Annotated in this window: 14 protein-coding genes and 1 other RNA gene; 4 read left to right on the forward strand and 11 right to left on the reverse strand. The window is 66.4% G+C overall.

Features of this window, described 5'->3' with window-relative positions; translation table 11 throughout:
- Positions 1-136: 136 nt before the first annotated feature.
- From I6F28_RS01140 to rsmH, 5 genes are all read right to left on the reverse strand, one after another.
- Positions 137-1,519 carry a UDP-N-acetylmuramoyl-tripeptide--D-alanyl-D-alanine ligase gene (locus tag I6F28_RS01140; RefSeq protein ID WP_225139085.1) on the reverse strand — a complete coding sequence of 461 codons (1,383 nt, stop codon included), beginning with the start codon at positions 1,517-1,519 and terminating at the stop codon, positions 137-139.
- Positions 1,516-2,988 (reverse strand): UDP-N-acetylmuramoyl-L-alanyl-D-glutamate--2,6-diaminopimelate ligase, encoded by a 1,473-nt coding sequence (locus I6F28_RS01145; RefSeq protein ID WP_225139086.1) that lies wholly within the window; start codon positions 2,986-2,988, stop codon positions 1,516-1,518. Before I6F28_RS01145 ends, I6F28_RS01140 begins: the two co-directional genes overlap by 4 nt.
- Positions 2,989-3,074: 86 nt before the next feature.
- Entirely contained in the window at positions 3,075-4,841 is a 1,767-nt protein-coding gene (locus I6F28_RS01150) for a peptidoglycan D,D-transpeptidase FtsI family protein (RefSeq protein WP_225128327.1), read from the reverse strand.
- Positions 4,838-5,230 carry a cell division protein FtsL gene (ftsL, locus tag I6F28_RS01155; protein WP_036028375.1) on the reverse strand — a complete coding sequence of 131 codons (393 nt, stop codon included), beginning with the start codon at positions 5,228-5,230 and terminating at the stop codon, positions 4,838-4,840. Before ftsL ends, I6F28_RS01150 begins: the two co-directional genes overlap by 4 nt.
- A 3-nt stretch (positions 5,231-5,233) precedes the next feature.
- On the reverse strand, positions 5,234-6,223 hold the full coding sequence (gene rsmH, locus I6F28_RS01160) for a 16S rRNA (cytosine(1402)-N(4))-methyltransferase RsmH (protein ID WP_225128329.1): 990 nt from the start codon (positions 6,221-6,223) through the stop codon (positions 5,234-5,236).
- 517 nt (positions 6,224-6,740) lie between these two features.
- On the opposite strand from rsmH, the gene I6F28_RS01165 reads away from it, so the two are divergent.
- Positions 6,741-7,523 carry an N-acetylmuramoyl-L-alanine amidase gene (locus I6F28_RS01165; protein WP_425248852.1) on the forward strand — a complete coding sequence of 261 codons (783 nt, stop codon included), beginning with the start codon at positions 6,741-6,743 and terminating at the stop codon, positions 7,521-7,523.
- A 123-nt stretch (positions 7,524-7,646) separates the two neighbouring features.
- Here the strand turns inward: I6F28_RS01165 and I6F28_RS01170 are convergent, their stop codons facing one another.
- Both I6F28_RS01170 and I6F28_RS01175 read right to left on the reverse strand, forming a co-directional pair.
- Positions 7,647-8,876, reverse strand: coding sequence for an RNA polymerase sigma factor (locus I6F28_RS01170; protein ID WP_225128333.1), 1,230 nt, complete (start codon positions 8,874-8,876; stop codon positions 7,647-7,649).
- A 139-nt stretch (positions 8,877-9,015) separates the two neighbouring features.
- Positions 9,016-9,369, reverse strand: coding sequence for a YciI family protein (locus I6F28_RS01175; RefSeq protein ID WP_225139087.1), 354 nt, complete (start codon positions 9,367-9,369; stop codon positions 9,016-9,018).
- 149 nt (positions 9,370-9,518) lie between these two features.
- On the opposite strand from I6F28_RS01175, the gene rnpB reads away from it, so the two are divergent.
- Positions 9,519-9,949, forward strand: an RNA gene (gene rnpB / locus I6F28_RS01180) — RNase P RNA component class A.
- A 202-nt stretch (positions 9,950-10,151) separates the two neighbouring features.
- Here rnpB and I6F28_RS01185 read toward each other — a convergent pair.
- Positions 10,152-10,865 (reverse strand): alpha/beta fold hydrolase, encoded by a 714-nt coding sequence (locus I6F28_RS01185; RefSeq protein WP_036028380.1) that lies wholly within the window; start codon positions 10,863-10,865, stop codon positions 10,152-10,154.
- A 67-nt stretch (positions 10,866-10,932) separates the two neighbouring features.
- On the reverse strand, positions 10,933-11,373 hold the full coding sequence (locus I6F28_RS01190; protein ID WP_518513069.1) for a DUF983 domain-containing protein: 441 nt from the start codon (positions 11,371-11,373) through the stop codon (positions 10,933-10,935).
- A 79-nt stretch (positions 11,374-11,452) separates the two neighbouring features.
- On the opposite strand from I6F28_RS01190, the gene I6F28_RS01195 reads away from it, so the two are divergent.
- Together I6F28_RS01195 and I6F28_RS01200 are read left to right on the forward strand one after the other, a co-directional pair.
- Entirely contained in the window at positions 11,453-12,823 is a 1,371-nt protein-coding gene (locus tag I6F28_RS01195) for an aminotransferase-like domain-containing protein (RefSeq protein WP_225128338.1), read from the forward strand.
- A gap of 364 nt (positions 12,824-13,187) precedes the next feature.
- The gene (locus tag I6F28_RS01200; protein ID WP_036038352.1) at positions 13,188-13,931 is read left to right on the forward strand and encodes a sulfite exporter TauE/SafE family protein; all 744 of its coding nucleotides are present in this window, start codon (positions 13,188-13,190) and stop codon (positions 13,929-13,931) included.
- A gap of 31 nt (positions 13,932-13,962) precedes the next feature.
- On the opposite strand, the gene I6F28_RS01205 is transcribed toward I6F28_RS01200, so the two are convergent.
- Together I6F28_RS01205 and I6F28_RS01210 are read right to left on the reverse strand one after the other, a co-directional pair.
- A complete protein-coding gene (locus I6F28_RS01205) occupies positions 13,963-15,357 on the reverse strand; it encodes an MATE family efflux transporter (protein ID WP_225139088.1) in 1,395 nt (464 codons plus the stop codon).
- 55 nt (positions 15,358-15,412) lie between these two features.
- Positions 15,413-17,212, reverse strand: a complete 1,800-nt coding sequence (locus I6F28_RS01210) for an ABC transporter ATP-binding protein (protein WP_225139089.1) — start codon at positions 17,210-17,212, stop codon at positions 15,413-15,415.
- Between the last annotated feature and the right edge of the window lie 98 nt (positions 17,213-17,310).

Genomic DNA, 17,310 nt, shown 5'->3' on the forward strand with positions numbered 1-17,310 from the left:
GACGGTCCTATGGCGCCTTTGCACGTCCAGGTGCTTCACGCGCATTCGCTGGTCTTCGTCATGGGCCGCGCGTTTCGGGAAACGGGCGGCTTCCGCCGCAAAGTGTGGGATTCGGGAACGGCGCCTTCCAAGCAGTTTACGCCTTTGCCTGCAAGGCGGCCACCAGCCCCGGCACAAACTTGTTGACCCAGAACATCTTCTTGCTGCCCTTGACAACCACGACGTCGCCTGCCTTCAGCAGGTTTGCGACCTCGGCCGGCTTCAGCGTGGCGGGATCGTCGTGCCAGCCAAGCGCCTTGCCTGGTGGTAGCGTGTCGAACAGGTGGCGCATCAGCGGCCCGACGCAATAGACGCCGTCGATGCCGTCGAGATGGCCGGCGAGGCCGGTGTGATAGCTCGGCGCATCCTCGCCGAGCTCGAGCATGTCGCCGAGAATCGCGATGCGGCGGCCGCCGCTCATGTTGCGCGCCTGCAGGCTCTGCAGCGCCGCGGCCACGCTGGCCGGATTGCCGTTGAAGCTGTCGTCGATCACGGTGATGTCGCCGACCGCCTGCTCGACGCCGCGGCCGGTCATGATGCCGACGCGGTCGAGCTTGACCGCGAGCGTCGCGACGTCGAGATGCGCGGCATGCACGGCGGCGAGCGCGGCCAGCGCATTGTGCACCCGGTGCGGCGCGCCGGGGGTGAGGCTGAAGGCGATCTCCTTCCTGCCGATCGCGGCCACGACCTGCCAGCTCTCGCCGTGCGGCGCGTGCGCGACCTCGTGCACCTCGGCATGCTCGCCGCCGAAGCGCACGACCTTGCCCTTCCACTCGGAAGCCTTGATTCCGGCGGGCAGCACCAGCACGCCGTTCTCGGGCAGTCCGAGCGCGATCGATACCTTCTCGCGCCGGATGGCTTCGAGCGAGCCGAGCTTTTCCAGATGCACCGGCTGGACGTTGACGACGAGCGCGACGGTTGGCTGCGTGAGCTCGCTGAGACGGGCGATCTCGCCTTGCTGGTTCATGCCCATCTCAACGACCCAGAGGCTGGCGTCCCGCCTGGCATTGCACAGCGTCAGCGGCACGCCCCAGAAATTGTTGAAGCTCGAGGGGCTGGCATAGGCGTTCGGATAGGCGGCGAGAAATTCCTTGGTGCTGGTCTTGCCGGCGCTGCCGGTGAGCCCGATCACCGGGCCGCTGAAGCGCGCGCGTGCGGCGCGCGCGAGGCCCCAGAGGCCGTCGATCAGCGTGTCCTTGACCACGATCTGGGGGATGCGGATGCCCGCGATCTCGTGCGGCACGATCATCGCCACTGCGCCTGCGGCTTCCGCCTTGTCGGCGAACTCCCAGCCGTCGCGCGCGCTGGCGAAAGCCGAGATGAAGCCGCCGCTCGGCGTGCCGCTCAGCGCAACGAACAGGCTGCCCGGCTTCACCAGCCGGCTGTCCTGGGTGACGAGATCGATTGCCGTCTCCGGGAACGATCCGGCCACGCCCAGCGCGCGCGCGACCTCGGCAACCGTCCATAATGGCCCGCTCATGCAACCCTCGACTCTAATGCGGCGGCGACCGCCTCGTGATCACTGAAAGGCAGCACCTCGCCGCCGACGATCTGCCCGGTCTCGTGGCCCTTGCCGGCGATGAGCAGCGCATCGCCCTCCTGCAAGTCCTCGATCGCGGCGCGGATCGCCTCGGCGCGGTCGCCGATCTCGCGGGCGCCCATGGCGGCGGCGAGAATCGCGGCGCGGATCGCTTCCGGCTTCTCGCTGCGCGGATTGTCGTCGGTGACGATGACGGCGTCGGCGTTCGCCGCCGCGATCTCGCCCATGATCGGACGCTTGCCGGCATCGCGGTCGCCGCCGGCGCCGAATACGACGACCAGCTTGCGCTTCGCATAAGGCCGCAGCGCCTGCAGCGCCTTCGCGAGCGCATCGGGCTTGTGCGCATAATCGACGAAGATCGGCGCGCCATTGCGCTCGCCGACGCGCTCGAGCCGGCCCTTGGCGCCTTCGAGATGTTCGAGGCTCGCAAACACGTTTTCAGCATCGCTGCCCGTGCCGATGGCGAGGCCGGCCGACACCAGCGCATTCTCGATCTGGAATTCGCCGACCAGCGGCAGCCGGATCGCGTAAGCCCTGCCGCGATGTTCGACCGTAAGCTTTTGCGAGAAGCCTTCGACTACGGCCTCCGTGAGGCGAATGCCCTCGCCGGCGCCATCGCCGTTGCGGCCGACCGCCATGACGCGCAGGCCGCGCGATGTTGCCGCATCGATCGCCTCCGCCGAGCAATCATGATCGGCCGAGATCACCGCAGCGCCATCAGGCGGGACCAACTCGCGGAACAGGCGGAGCTTGGCCGCGAGATAATGCGCAACGGTCGGATGGTAATCCATGTGGTCGCGCGAGAGATTGGTGAAGCCGCCGGCCGAGACGCGCACGCCGTCGAGGCGATATTGGTCGAGCCCGTGCGAAGACGCCTCGAAGGCGAGATGCGTGACGCCCTCGCGCGCGATCTCGTCGAGCTGCCGGTGCAGCGCGACCGGATCCGGCGTGGTCAGCGAGCCATAGACCGTGCGCTTCTGCGATACCAGACCGATGGTGCCGATGCTGGCGGAGGCGTGCCCAAGCCGCTCCCAGATCTGGCGCGTGAACGCGGCGACCGAGGTCTTGCCGCTGGTTCCGGTCACCGCAGCAATCGTCGGGGGCTGTGCCGGGAAAAACCTCGCTGCGGCCAACGCCAACGCGCGGCGCGGATTGGCGCTCGTGATGAACGGCACCTTGCAGGCGGCCGGTGCGTGGTCGCCGACGACGGCCACCGCGCCCGCCGCAATCGCGGCATCGACGAAGCGGGCGCCGTCGGTCTTGCTGCCTGCGAGCGCGAAGAAGAGATTGCCCGGCTGGACCACGCGGCTGTCGAGCGCAACGCCGCTCACCTCGAGCGCCGCAGCGGCGGGCTCGATCGCGGCATCATTGCCCTTGACATCCTGACCCAAGAGGTCGCGCAGCTTCATGGTGTTCCAGTCGACATGCCGTGCCGGAAAGCCGAATCCTCCGGGGAAAATCCCGACTCAGCAGCGGCGATGGCCCACCCGGTTGATTACTGGGTTGTCCTGGATGCTGCAAGAATAAGGCGCTCCGCAGGCGGCAGCTCGAACCGCGGCTCGACCCCCAGAAGCGGCGCGATCCGCTCGATCACCTTGCCGCCGGTCGGCACCGCGTTCCAGCCCGAGGTGATGAAACCATGCGTTTCCGGCAGTGCCTGCGGCTCGTCCAGCATGATCAGGACGTGATATTTGGGATCATCGCAGGGCAGGATGGCGGTGAAGGAATTGAGCACGCGCTTCTTGGCGTAGCGGCCGTTGACGACCTTCTCGGACGTGCCGGTCTTGCCGCCGACGTAATAGCCCTTGACGTCCGCCTTTCTCGCCGAACCGACTTCGGCATTGAGCCGCATCAGGAACCGCATCTTGTCGCTGGTCTCCGGCTTGATGACGCGCTTGGCCATCGCCTGGGCTTCGGATTCGCTGCGCTTCAGGAACGTCGGCGGAATCAGATAGCCGCCGTTCACCAGCGCGTTGATGCCCATCACCGCCTGCAGCGGTGCCACCGACAGGCCCTGGCCGAACGCGGCGGTGACCGTGTTCAGCTCGCTCCAGCGCCGCGGCAGCAGCGGCGCCGCGCTCTCCGGCAATTCGGTGCGCAGCCGCGTCGTCTGGCCCAGCTTGGCGAGGAATGCCTTGTGCGCCTCGACCCCCTGGTTGAGCGCAATCCGCGCCGCGCCGATGTTGGAGGAATAGGTGAACACTTCCTTGGTGTTGATGAAGCGCCCGACCGGATGGCTGTCGTGGATCGTGAACTTGCCGTAATGCAGGTTTCCGCGCGCGTCCCACATCGAGTTCAGATTGATCTTGCCGGAATCGAGCCCCATCGCCAGCGTAAACGCCTTGAAGGTCGAGCCCATCTCGTAGACGCCGGTGGTGAGGCGGTTGATGCGATCGGGGTCGTGCGCTTCCTTCGGATTGTTGGGATCGAAGTCCGGCAGCGAGACCATCGCCACGATCTCGCCGGTCTTGACGTTGGAGACGATGCCTGAGGCGGCCTTGGCGCGGAACTTGTCCTTGGCCTTCAACAGCTCGTCGCGCAGCGCATGCTCGACCCGCAGATCGACCGCGAGCTCGATCGGCTTCTGCAACCGGTCGGTGGCAAAGCCGGCGCGGTGGAGGTCGGCGAGCCCTTGATTGTCGAGCCACTTCTCGAGGCCGGCGATGCCCTGGTTGTCGATATTGACGAGACCGATGAGGTGAGCGACCTCGTTGCCGGTCGGATAGACGCGCTTGTTCTCGCGCAGGAATCCGATACCAGGAATGCCGAGCTTGTGGACGGCCTGCTGCTGCGCCGGCGTGACCTCGCGCTTGAGCCAGACGAAGCCCTTGCGTGTCCTCAGGCGCTCGCGCACCTCGGCCTCGTCGAGGTCGGGAATGGTCGCGGTGAGGAGCTCGATCGCCTCGTCCTTGTCGATGATGCGGCGCGGCTCGCCGAACAGGCTCGCCGCCTTGACGTCGGTCGCAAGGATGGCGCCGTTGCGATCGACGATGTCGGGCCGCGCGGTCGCAACCACCTCTTGCGCTGCGGCGCGGCGCGCGCTGTGGGCGTCGGCGCCGATCGCGAACATCACGAGCCGCCCGCCGATCAGGGCATAGACCGAAGCGAAGGCGAGCATGGCGAGGCCGACACGCGCGCGCGCCTTCGCGGCGCGATCGACGTTGCGCCCGTAGAGCAGGCTTCGGATCAGCCGCCGCCGCCACGGCTCAGTCGGCTTTTCGGCCAGCTTTTGGGCGGGTTTTGCAGGCGTTGCCGGGCTCATTGCTTGTCCTCGCGCTGAGGCACGGAGCCCGTCACCGCATCAGGGTCGCTCGCGGCTTCGATGGTCTTGAGCATGGCCCCGATCGGATCGGGCTCGCCCGGCCTGAACATCCGGGGCGGACGCTCCGGCAGGCTCTTCAGCGAATCATATTGCGTGCCGTTGACCGGCTTGAGGTGCAGATGCCGGTCGGACAGGCCCTGCAGCCGATGCGGCGCATCGAGCTTGGCCCATTCGGCCCGCAGCCCTGCGATCGCATCGCGCTGCTCGCGGATTTCCGCACGCAGCCGCAGCACCTTCTCGGTACGCGCCGTGGAGTCCATCTTGATCCGGTAGACATGAGCGGCTGCGAAGATCAGCGCCCCGATGACGAGGAGGTGAATGATGCGCATGCGCTAGCCGCCCCTCATCACGTCGGCGAGCTTCGGCCAGGACGATGCCTCATTGGTCTCATGCGCCGGCGCCGAGCTGCGCTCGGCCGCGCGCAGCTTTGCCGAGCGCGCGCGCGGATTGTGCGCAACTTCGTCCTCGCCGGCGACGACCGGTCGCCGCGTCAGCAGCTGGAAGCTCGGCGCAATTTGCGCGACTTCCGGCAGATGCCGCGAGCCACCGCCGGTCTTCGAACGCTCGGAGAGGAAATTTTTGACGATGCGGTCTTCCAGCGAATGGAACGAGACGACGACGAGGCGGCCGCCGGGCTTGAGCACGCGCTCGGCCGCAGCGAGCGCGGTCTGGAGCTCCTCGAGCTCTTCGTTGACGAAGATGCGCAGCGCCTGGAACGTCCGTGTCGCCGGGTGAATGTCGCCGGGCTTCGATCGCACCACCCTGCCGACGAGATCGGCGAGCGCGCGCGTGGTCGTGAACGGAGTTTCCTGCCGGTCCGCCACGATGGCGCGGGCGATGCGACGCGAATGCCGCTCCTCGCCGAAGAGATAGATGATGTCGGCGAGATCGCCTTCCGAGGCGCGCGCGACGATTTCGGCCGCGGTCGGACCTGTCTGTCCCATCCGCATGTCGAGCGGACCGTCGAGGCGGAAGGAGAAGCCGCGGCCGGCCTGGTCGAGCTGCATCGAGGACACGCCGACATCCATTACGACGCCGTCGACGCCATCGACGCCTTGCGCCGCGCAGACTTCGGCGAGGTTGGAGAAGCGGTCCTCGACCAGCGTCAGCCGGCCCGCGGCGCGTTCGACCAGCTCGGCACCGCCGGCAATCGCGGTGCGGTCGCGATCGATGGCAATCAATCGGGTTCCCGGCACGTCCAGGATCGCGCGGCTATAGCCGCCGGCGCCAAAAGTGGCATCGACGTAGACGCCGCCCTCGCGCGGGGCGAGATGCGCGATGGCCTCACGGCCAAGAACGGGGATGTGCGGAACCGAACTCATGCGCGACGCCTGCCGGCCGCCGGCCGAGATACCCAAGCGGAATCGAGGCCGAACAAGCCCATAACGCCTCGAATCATTGCGCGTCGCGGCGGTTCCACGACAAAGCCCTCGTCCAGCATGGTTACCGAGCCCGATCGTCCCGGGCCACAAACCCAGTGTTCCCAGCGGAATTTGTCGGGCAGCCATGGGATTTCGAGCCAAAATACGCTTTGGCCGCCTCCGGACGCGGGTCGGCTCTTCATCCCTCAGTAACGGCCCTTAGCGTTAAGAAAGCGTTGCTCGGTTCGTGACAAGTGGAAAAGGTGACGATGGAGTGATGCGTCATCCACACACATTGCCAAAATGAATCCGTTAACCGCGCCGCGCAATTGCGCGCGATGGAGGGTAAAGGAATAGTAAAGAGAAGGGCTTGCCCCACTCTCCGTCCATTGAGCTGCTCATGCCCTCGGGTTCGTCCACGCCTGGATCTGATTCGAAGCGTCACCGCGTTCTCCCGGTTCCCAAGACCGTGGCGGGCCTGCGCACCTTCGAGCCCGATTCCTCGATCGTCTCCGACATCATCCCCTCCCCGAACCATGGCGAGCGCAGCAAGGGACGGCAGCCGGACATGATCGTGCTGCACTACACCGGTATGCCCGATGTCGAAGGCGCGCTGGCGCGCCTCTGCACCGCCGGCACCGAAGTGTCGGCGCATTATGTCGTGCTGGAGGACGGCCGCATCGTGCAATGCGTGCCTGAGGCCAAGCGTGCCTGGCACGCGGGCGTCTCCTCCTGGGCCGGCGAGGACGACATCAACTCCTGTTCGATCGGCATCGAGATCATCAATCGCGGCCATGACTGGGGCTATCCTGAGTTTCCGCTGCGCCAGATTGCCGCCGTGATCGCGCTGTGCCGCGGCATCATGCTCCGCCGCAAGGTGCCGGCGCACCGGGTGCTCGGCCATTCCGACGTCGCGCCCGCCCGCAAGAAGGATCCCGGCGAGAAATTTCCGTGGCATTCGCTGGCCAATTCCGGCGTCGGCCACTGGGTGACGCCCGCGCCGATTGTCCGCGGCGAGACTCTCATGCTCGGCACCATCAGCGACGCGGTGCTGAGCATGCAGCAGGCGCTGGCAAGATACGGCTATGGCGTGCCCCTGAACGGCAAGTACGACGCTGCGACGATGGAAGTCGTCACCGCCTTCCAGCGCCATTTCCGCCCGGCGCGGCTGGACGGCGTCGCCGATCACTCGACGCTGTCGACCTTACAGGCGCTGCTGTCGAGCCTGCCGGCGGAAGGAACGCCGGTGGCGTCGACATAGCAGACGTCTTCCGAGAATGTGACCTCTTGCTCCGTCATGCCCGGGCTTGTCCCGGGCATCCACGTCCTGCCTCCACGCATGACGAACGTGGATGGCCGGGACAAGCCCGGCCATGACGGAAACTCAATCCATCTCCCTCATCCTTCGCGCATAGAGCCTTCGCAACGGCTCGAGCTGCGTCGCCACCGTCGCCGCACGATAGGCCTCGCGCGCCTCCTCCGTCCTGCCGAGCCGCCGCAACAGATCCGCGCGCACGGCGGGCAACAGCTCATAGCCGCGAAGCCCGCCGCGCGCGGCGATCGCATCGACGAGATCGAGCGCTCGTGCCGGCCCATCGACCATCGACAGCGCCGCGGCGTGATTGAGCTCGATCACGGGCGACGGATTGATGCGCAGCAGCACCTCGTACAGCCCCGCAATCTGCGGCCAGTCGGTTTCCTCGAAGCTCGGCGCACGCGCATGCAGCGCCGCGATCGCGGCCTGCACCGCATAGGGTTGTGGCCGGCCCGGCACGCGCAGCGCGTGCTCCACCAGCCGCAGCCCCTCGTCGATCTGCGCGCGGTGCCACAGCGAGCGGTCCTGCTCTTCGAGCAGGACGATGTCGCCGGCCGGCGTCTGTCGCCCGGCGCGGCGCGCGTCGTGCAGCAGCATCAGGGCCAGCAGGCCCTTGATGCCGGCGCGGTCGGGCATCAGCCGGTTCAGCAGGCGGCCAAGCCGGATGGCTTCGCTCGCCAGATCAGGCCGCATCAAGTCCGCGCCCTCGGTTGCGACATAGCCTTCGGTGAAGACGAGATAGACCACGGCGAGCACGCCATCGAGCCGCGGCGCCAGCATCTCGCGTTCCGGCACCTCATAGGGGATGCCGGCAAGCCTGATCTTCTGCTTGGCACGGACGAGCCGCTGCGCCATCGCCTCCTCGCCGACGAGGAAGGCGCGTGCCACCTGCGCCGTCGACAGTCCGCACACGGTGCGCAGCGTCAGTGCGACCTGGACCTCGGGCGCGAACGCGGGATGGCAGCAGGTGAAGATCAGCCGCAGCATGTCGTCGTCGAGCGTTGCGGTCGGCTCGTCCGGGCCCAGCGCGTTGAGCTCGAGCTCGTGCACCATCGCCTGCTGCTTGCCGCGGAAGACAGCCTGACGGCGGATGCGATCGATCGCCTTATGCTTGGCGACGTTGACGAGCCAGGCGCGCGGATTGTCGGGGACCTCACACGCCCAGCGTTCCAGCGCGACCGCGAACGCATCCTGCAGCGCGTCCTCGGCGAGATCGAAATCGCCGACGAGACGGATCAGCGTGGCTAGCGCCCGCCCCGCCTCGTCGCGGAAGATTTTGTCGATCTCGCCAGGGGTCATGTCACGCGATCACCCCCCCTCTCGTCATTCCGGGGCGCGGCAAAGCCGCGAGCCCGGAATCCATAACCACGATTCGGGGATATGGATTCCGGGCCTGCGCCTTGCGGCGCATCCCGGAATGACGAAGGTGAGAGAGCCGTCACTTCTCATAGACCCAGATCGGCCGCACCTCGATCGAGCCGATGCGTGCGCTCGGAATCCGCGCCGCGATCTCGATGGCGGCGTTGAGATCCTTGGCTTCGATCAGGTAATAGCCGCCGAGTTGCTCGCGCGTTTCCGCGAACGGACCATCGGTCGTCAGCGTCTTTCCGTCGCGCACGCGCACCGTTGTCGCGCTCGTGGTCGGCTGCAAGCGGTCGCCGGCCTTGAAATTGCCGTTCTGGATGATCTCTTGCGTGAAGGATTGATAGTCGGCCAGGATCTTCTGGCTGGTCGCCGCGTCGATCTTCGCGTACTCGACCTCGTTCTGATAGATCATCAGCAGATATTGCATTGCTTCACTCCTGTGTTCGGCTGTGTTGCCGACAACCAGTCGAACGGGCGGCGCGCCAAACGACATCTTCAGGATAAAATATTTCGGGCGAGCCGTGCGCGGCGATATCGGCTTGACGAAACCGTCATAAATGCCCCATGCGTTATCAGTCAGTCGGCCGGACGGCCGCTCCGGCAGGTGCCGAAAGGCCGCCGGGGAGGAAAGTCCGGGCTCCCTTGACATGCGGTGCCGGATAACGTCCGGCGGGGGTGACCCCAGGGAAAGTGCCACAGAGAATGAACCGCCCGCCTTCGCCCTTCGGGGCTTCGGCGCGGTAAGGGTGAAAAGGTGCGGTAAGAGCGCACCGCGGGTCCGGCAACGGAGCCGGCATGGCAAACCCCACCGGGAGCAAAACCGAATAGGGACGGCTTAAGCGGGCTGTTCGCGAAAGCGATAACGCCGCGGGGCGATGTCAGGCCCGCCGTCCGGGTAGGTTGCTCGAGGCCGTGTGCAAACATGGTCCCAGAGGAATGGCCGTCACGTATCGTTCGCGCAAGCGGACGGTGCCCTACAGAACCCGGCTTACAGGCCGGCTGATGTGCGACGAGGGGTTCGGTGCCAACGCATCGGACCCCTCACCATTTTGGCCGATCACCTCGCCAGCCAACCGCCGTCATTCCGGGGCTCGCGAAGCGAGAGCCCGGAATCCATCAGGCGGCCGGCGCGGAGGAGAAATGGATTCTCAGATGCGCAATTGCGCATCGTAGCTCGTGCTGCGCACGCCCCGGAATGACGGCTGCGACCTATGCGACGATCTCGTCCAACACCGCCATCAACGCCTCGGGCGCCGTCACATTCGGCGCGTGGCTGGCGTCGAGCTCGACATAGCGCCAGCCCTTCTCGCTCTTCGTGCGCCTGGCAAACTGCCCGAACACATCGCCGGGCGGAAGGCGCGTGCAATAGATATAGCTGCGCGGCATCGCCGGCTCGCCATGTTCGAGCCTCAGGCGCGTCTCGAAGCACTTGATCGGCATCGGGACGCGGCGCGCATTGAGCCAGTCGAGATCGGCCGGCGAGGTGTCCGGCGGCGGCGGGTTCGGCGGGATGCGATAGCCGTCGCCCGAGCTGACTGCCTTGCGCATCGGCTCGCGCCCGCCCTCGTTGAGGTCGAACAGCGACTGGCCGTCACGCGGCACGAAGGCGTCGAGATAGATCAGTTCCGTTACGCGCTCGCGCGCACGGTCGGCGACGCCGGTCGCAACCATGCCGCCATAGCTGTGCCCGAGCAGCACGATGTCGCTGAGATCCTCGAACGCGATGACGTTGAGGATGTCCTGGATATGGGTGTCGAGATCGACCGAAGGATTGGCCAGATGCGCGCGCTCTCCGAGGCCCGTATAGGTCGGCGCCACCAGGCGGTGGCCGGCCTGCGCCATCAGCGGGTGCATCTTCTTCCAGGCCCATCCGCCGGACCATGCGCCATGACAGAGCAGGAAGGTCTTCGCGCGCGGGGCCATGGCGTTTCCATCGTTCTTGCTTGGTACGATGGAGTGTAGCGGCCGGCCGCGCAATGTAAACGCCGCCTCAGGTGGCGCGCGTGTCTACCTTGGCCAACACCGGCGCAAGCTCGCCCGCCTCGCGCCGCAGCTTGCCCGCCTCGAAACCATGCATGCCGAGTTGCCATTGCAGGCCGACGATGGCGCCCTTGGTCGGTTGCAGCAGCGCGAGTGAGGCGAACAGCGTCACCGGCAGCCACACCGCGAGCTGCAGCCATTCCGGCGGCGCGTAGGCGGTCTCGACCGCGAGGATTGCCGGCACCACGAGATGGCCCACCACGACCATCACGAGATAGGCAGGAAAGTCGTCTGCGCGCTGGTGGAAGAGCTCCTCGCCGCAATGGTCGCAAGCCTGCGTCACTTTCAGGAAGCGGCCGAACATGTGCCCTTCTCCGCAATTCGGGCATTTGCCGCTGAAACCGCGCCACATCGCCTTGGCCAGAGAGACCGCCGCCGGAGAGACAGACATGACCACACCTCTTCCTTTTCGATGATCCATACAATAGTATCTTGCATCCATACATTCAAAGGTTATGGGGCCAAATTGCATGGAATGGATCCCTGCAATCTCGGAGCTTTCGGGCCCGCGCTACCAGCGCATCGTCGACGCCATGGAGGCCGACATTGCCGCCGGCAGGCTGGTGCGTGGTCAGCAGCTGCCGACGCAGCGCGCCCTGGCAAAGGCCCTCGGCATCGACCTCACCACGGTGACGCGCGCCTACACCGAGGCGCGGCGCCGCGGCATCATGGAAGCCAGGGTCGGACAGGGCTCGTTCGTCTCGGAGACCAGCGCGCGGCGCGCGGTTGACCTGCCGCACCCGGTCGCGATCGACCTGTCGATGAACGTGCCGCCGCACCCGCTGGAGGCGCAGCTCGACGAGCGCATCATCGCCGGGCTCGAAGCCCTCCGCGCGCAATCGGGCCTGACGGCGTATCTCAACTACCAGCCGCCCGGCGGCAGCGCGCATGAGCGCGAGGTCGCGGCGCGCTGGATGCGCACCCGCGTTCCGCATGCACAGGCCGACCGGCTGGTGATCTTTCCCGGCGCTCAGACGATCCTCTTCAACCTGCTCGCCCATCTTGCGCGGCCCGGCGACACCGTGCTGACCGAAGCGCTCACCTTCCCCGGCATCAAGGCCGCCGCGGCACTGCTCGGTGTCAAGCTCGTCGGTGTCCCCATGGATGAGGACGGCATCCTGCCGGATGCGCTGGCAAAGGCGTGCCGCGTGCATACGCCGAAAGCCGTCTATCTCATTCCGACGCTGCACAATCCGACCACGGCGACGCTTTCCGCCGAGCGGCGCGGCACTATTGCGAAGATCATCCGCGATGCCGGCACCATCCTGATCGAGGACGATGCCTACGGGCTGCTCGACCGCTCGGCCTCGCCGATCGCGAACCTCATTCCGGAGCGGACTTATCTTGCAACGACGCTGTCAAAATGCATCGCGCCGGCGCTGCGTGTTGCCTATCTGGTGACGCCCGACAGCGGCGCCCAGCGGGACATGCGCACCTCCTTGCAGGCGACCGTGCAAATGCCGGCGCCCTTGATGGTCGCGCTGGTGACGCATTGGATCGAAAACGGCATCGCCGATCGCATCATCAGCGCCATCCGCAACGAAGCGGTCGGGCGCCAGCAGCTCGCGCAACGCGCGCTGAAAGGCTTTCAGTTCCTCGCCAGGCCCGCGGCGCATCATCTCTGGCTGCGGCTGCCGGAAGGACGCCCCGACGTCGCGGCACATCTGCTGCGGAACGGGCTTGCGGTCGTCGCCGGCGATGCCTTCACCGTCGACGGGGCACCGCCGCATGCGGCACGCGTCTCGCTCGGCGCGGCCCGAAACAGATCGGAATTGACGGAAGCGCTGCGTATCCTGGTCGGCGCGCTGCACAAGCCTGCCGATACGAGGCAGATCGTCTAAAGCGGAAATGGTTTCCTTCACCTCTCCCGCTTGCGAGAGAGCATAGGCCGCCTTCGGCGGCCGTCCTCCAAGAACGCCGAGGCGAAGCCTCGGCTTTGCCGAAGGCGCGGGTGAGGGCTTTCTCCTCTTGGGGATTGTCCCGTTGTGGAGACACCCTCTCCCAACCCTCTCCCGCAAGCGGGAGAGGGAGCGCACCTCCCTCGTAGCAATCGAGCTATATTCATCGCACTTTAGATCACCGACGGTGAAGCGCCCGCAGAGCACGCTTGCATGCGGCATGGATTGACCTCGATGGCGGCAGGCATGTTTATGCGAGCCGTGCGATCAACCGTTCGGGGTCGCCGCGTGCGACAAGGACAATCCGTTGGAAACGCTCACCTACGTCCTGCTGCTGCTCGGCGCGCTCGCCGGCGGCTTCGTCTCGGGACTGGCCGGCTTCGGCACGGCGCTGATGGCACTCGGCATCTGGCTCTACGTGCTGCCGCCCTCGCTCGCGGTGCCCCTGGTGCTGATCTGCTCGGTCATCGCGCAGACCTCGACGCTGCCCTCGATGTGGAAGAATTTCGATCTCTCGCTGGTCTGGCCGTTCCTGATCGGTGGACTGATTGGCGTGCCGCTCGGGACCATGATGGTCGCCTCCGCGGACCCGGAGGTGTTCAGGCTGAGCGTCGGCGTGCTGATCCTGATCTTTTCGAGCGCACTGTATCTGAACAAGAGGCCGCTCGCGATCAAGATCGGCGGCCGGATCGCAGACGGTGCGATCGGCTTTGCCGGCGGCATTCTGGGCGGACTTGCCGGATTGTCCGGCCCGCTGCCGATCCTGTGGGCCAACATCCGCGGCTGGAACAAGCACGAGCGGCGCGGCATCTTCCAACTCTTTAACTTCACGGTGCTCGCCACCGCGCTGGTGTTGCAGACGGCATCAGGTCTCGTCGCCCTCAAGGTGGTCTGGCTCGCGGCCGTCGCGTTTCCGGGCACGCTGATCGGCGCATGGGCGGGCGCGCGCGTCTACCATGCGCTGAACGACAAGCATTTCGGCGATGTCGTGCTCGGCCTCTTGTTTCTGTCGGGCCTGACGCTCGTCTGGAACAGCCTTGGCGCGCATTAAAGCGCCGCGAACTCGCGGGAGGTCACTTTCGCTACGCGGGAGCGGAAGGCGCGACCGGCTTGGCTTCCTCCGTCTCCGCGGCCTGGTCCCGCGGCGCGAAGCGCTTGCCGAACTCGCGGCGCAGCAGCCAAAGGCTCAAGCCGGCCTGCAGCGTCGTCGCCGCGATCGAAAGATGCCAGACGTGCTCGATGCGGAATCCGGGTCGCGTCGACAGCCAGAGCACCGGCAGCGAATAGGTGAGCACGCGCGTCATCGAGCTCAGCAGCACAGGCCTGGTGTTGCCGAGGCCCTGGAACATGCTGGAGCAGGTGAAGATGAGGCCCTGCGCCACCATGTTGAGCGAGATGATCCGCAGGAACAGAAAGGCGACCTCCATCGTCTCCCGGTCGTTGGAGAATCCGGCCAGCAGCAGCTCCGGCTTCAGCTGCGCGAGGATCATGAAGCCGACCGCCACGATGGAGGTGATCAGCACCGATTTGACGAAAGTCTCTCGCACCCGCGCGGCGTCGCCAGCGCCGAAATTCTGCCCGGCGATCGGCCCGGCCGCCAGTGCAACCGCGAGCCCCGGCATCTGGATGAGGGCGAGGACGCGCTGACCGATACCGAAGCCTGCCTGTGCCGCCGCGCCGAAGTCGCGCAGCACGTAGTAGACTACCGCCATGAAGATGAACATCATTGCGAACTCGCCGCCGGCCGGCAGACCGACATTGAGGATGCGCTTGAGGTGGCGTGGTTGCGGACGCCACTGCACCGGATTGAATGCAACGTAGCGCTCGACCTTGCGAAAATACGCCAGCAGCATCAGGACGCCGGCGCCCACCGCGATCGTGCTCGCCAGTCCGGCGCCGGCGACACCGAGCGGATAACCGGTGCCCCAGCCGGAGATCAGGACCGGCGCCAGTGCAATGTTGATGATGACGGCAAGGACCCGCACCAACATGGCGGGGCGCACGATGCCGGTCGCGCTGAGCGCGGAGGCAATGACTTGCATGACGAATTCCAGCGCGAGCGCCGGCATGAACCACAACAGATAAGTGGTCCCCGCCTCGATCGTGGCCTGGTCAGCGGCGATCGAACGCATGTAAAGACGCGACAGCACCGCTCCCGTGACCAGGGTCAGCAGGCCGAACAGCACCGACAGCGCGACCGCCTGATTGAAGATCAGATTGGCGTCCCGCCGGTCCTTGCGTCCCACCGCATGCGCAATCAGCGCCACTGTCCCGACGCCGAGCACCTGTATCAGGCCGTTGACGAGAAAGCCGGCATTTCCCGCGGCGGCCACGCCTGCCACTGCGGCATCACCCAGCCCCGACACGAAGTAGAGATCGACCAGCTGGCAGATCATGATCGAGATCATGCCGGCCATGATCGGAGGCGCCATGCTCAGGATGTGGCTAGCGATGGAGCCGCGCGTCAGGTCTTTCATCTCATTCCATCCCTCGACGCCGTGACGGCGGGACTTCGCCCCGCCGCCGCGCGCCTCACTCCGCTGCTGCGATCTGTCCGAGCTCCACCACCTGACGCTCGAACAGGCCGCGATAGATGCCCCCTTGCTTGGCTGCGAGCACCGTATGCGTGCCCTGCTCGACGATCTCGCCGCGGTCGAACACCAGGATGCGATCGAGGCTCCTCACCGTCGACAGCCGGTGCGCGATCACGATCGAGGTGCGCCCCTTCATCAGCCGCTCCATCGCCTCCTGGATCAGCGCCTCCGATTCCGAATCGAGGCTCGAGGTCGCCTCGTCCAGGATCAGCACCGGCGCATCCGCCAGGAAGGCGCGCGCCAGCGCGACGCGCTGCCGCTCGCCGCCCGACAGCTTGACGCCGCGCTCGCCGACCAGCGTGCCGTAGCCCTTCGGCAGGCGCAGGATGAAGTCATGCGCGTTGGCGAGGCGGGCCGCCTGCTCGATCGCTTCAAGGCTGGCACCGGGCCGGCCATAGGCGATGTTCTCGGCGAGCGTGCGGTGAAACAGGATCGGCTCCTGCTGCACGATCGCGATCTGGCTGCGCAGCGATTGCTGCGTGGCGAGCGCGATATCCTGCCCGTCGATCAGCACGCGGCCGCCGGTGACGTCGTAGAGCCGCTGCACCAGCTTGACGAAGGTGGTCTTGCCGGAGCCGGAGCGGCCGACCAGGCCGACCCGCTCGCCGGCGCGGATCCTGACCGACAAGCCGTCGTACAGCGGCACGCGATGGCCGCCATAGCGGAACGTGACGTCGTCGAACACGATCTCGCCGCCCTCGATCGCGATCGGCCGCGCGTCGGCCGCATCGGCAATGCCGATCGGCTCGTCATGGATCGCCACCAGCTCGTCCATGTCGTTGACCGAGCGCTGGAGGTTGTTGATGTGCATGCCGACGTCGCGCAAATAGGCGTGGATGATGTAGTAGCTGGTCAGCACATAAGTGACGTCGCCGGGCGAGGCGTGACCTGACATCCACAGCAGCACCGATCCGCCGATCACGGACGCGCGCAGGCACAGCAGCAGCGAGAGCTGCGACATCGCCGTGTAATTATAGCGGTACCAGGTCCGCCGCACGCGCACGCGCCAGCGGTTGATGACACCGGCGAGCCGCGTGTCCTCGCGCGACTCCGCGCCGAAGGATTTCACCACGGCATTGCAGGTCAGCGCATCCGCCAACGTGCCGCCGACCTTGGTGTCCCAGGCATTGGAGACGCGGGCCGCCGGCGCGATGTAGCGGGTCGAGAGCACCACCGTGATCGTGACGTAGAAGATCGCCCCGATCGCGATCACCACGCCGAGCGAGGCCCAGTGCATCCCGATCAGGATCATCGAGCCCACCAGCACCAGCAGCGAGGGCGCCAGCGCCATCAGGATGGTGTCGTTGAGCAGGTCGAGCGCCCACATGCCGCGAGTGATCTTCCGCACCGTGGAGCCGGCAAAGGAGTTCGCATGCCAGTCGGTCGAGAAGCGCTGCACGCGGGTGAATGCCTCTTGTGCGACGTCCGACATGGTTTTGAGCGTGAACGGCACGATCTCCTGCAACCCTGCGAGCCGCAGCACCACCGAGGCCGCGCCCAGCGCCACGATGGCGCCGAACGCGACCAGCGCGGCATGGCGCGCATCGGGATCGGACGGTCCGCGGGTCAACGCATCGACCAAATGTCCGGAGAAGACCGGCATGAACAGGTCGGCGACGGTTGCGCCCAACAGGCCGCCGGCCACGACGAGGCCGCGCACCGGCTGCTTCAGCCAGTGCCGGAAGACGAAGGGCAGCACCACGCGAATGGCGGCGGGCTTCTTTGACAGAGCGGTCATGGCATCATCCGGCCGCTTCGCGCGGGCCGGCTCCATCGATGGACGCAGGCCGGCCGCGAAGGCCGCGACGGCGTCACGTAAGACTGACTTTGACTTGG

Origin of the sequence: Bradyrhizobium sp. NBAIM14, assembly GCF_020193895.1 — a bacterium.
In the GTDB taxonomy this organism is placed as follows: Bacteria; Pseudomonadota; Alphaproteobacteria; order Rhizobiales; family Xanthobacteraceae; genus Bradyrhizobium; species Bradyrhizobium yuanmingense.

Coding starts and splice junctions, on each gene's coding strand:
- I6F28_RS01140 (WP_225139085.1), bottom strand. CDS start 1,519: ATGAGCGGGCCATTATGGACGGTTGCCGAGGTCGCGCGCGCGCTGGGC.
- I6F28_RS01145 (WP_225139086.1), bottom strand. CDS start 2,988: ATGAAGCTGCGCGACCTCTTGGGTCAGGATGTCAAGGGCAATGATGCC.
- I6F28_RS01150 (WP_225128327.1), bottom strand. CDS start 4,841: ATGAGCCCGGCAACGCCTGCAAAACCCGCCCAAAAGCTGGCCGAAAAG.
- ftsL (WP_036028375.1), bottom strand. CDS start 5,230: ATGCGCATCATTCACCTCCTCGTCATCGGGGCGCTGATCTTCGCAGCC.
- rsmH (WP_225128329.1), bottom strand. CDS start 6,223: ATGAGTTCGGTTCCGCACATCCCCGTTCTTGGCCGTGAGGCCATCGCG.
- I6F28_RS01170 (WP_225128333.1), bottom strand. CDS start 8,876: ATGACCCCTGGCGAGATCGACAAAATCTTCCGCGACGAGGCGGGGCGG.
- I6F28_RS01175 (WP_225139087.1), bottom strand. CDS start 9,369: ATGCAATATCTGCTGATGATCTATCAGAACGAGGTCGAGTACGCGAAG.
- I6F28_RS01185 (WP_036028380.1), bottom strand. CDS start 10,865: ATGGCCCCGCGCGCGAAGACCTTCCTGCTCTGTCATGGCGCATGGTCC.
- I6F28_RS01190 (WP_518513069.1), bottom strand. CDS start 11,373: ATGTCTGTCTCTCCGGCGGCGGTCTCTCTGGCCAAGGCGATGTGGCGC.
- I6F28_RS01195 (WP_225128338.1), top strand. CDS start 11,453: ATGGAATGGATCCCTGCAATCTCGGAGCTTTCGGGCCCGCGCTACCAG.
- I6F28_RS01205 (WP_225139088.1), bottom strand. CDS start 15,357: ATGAAAGACCTGACGCGCGGCTCCATCGCTAGCCACATCCTGAGCATG.
- I6F28_RS01210 (WP_225139089.1), bottom strand. CDS start 17,212: ATGACCGCTCTGTCAAAGAAGCCCGCCGCCATTCGCGTGGTGCTGCCC.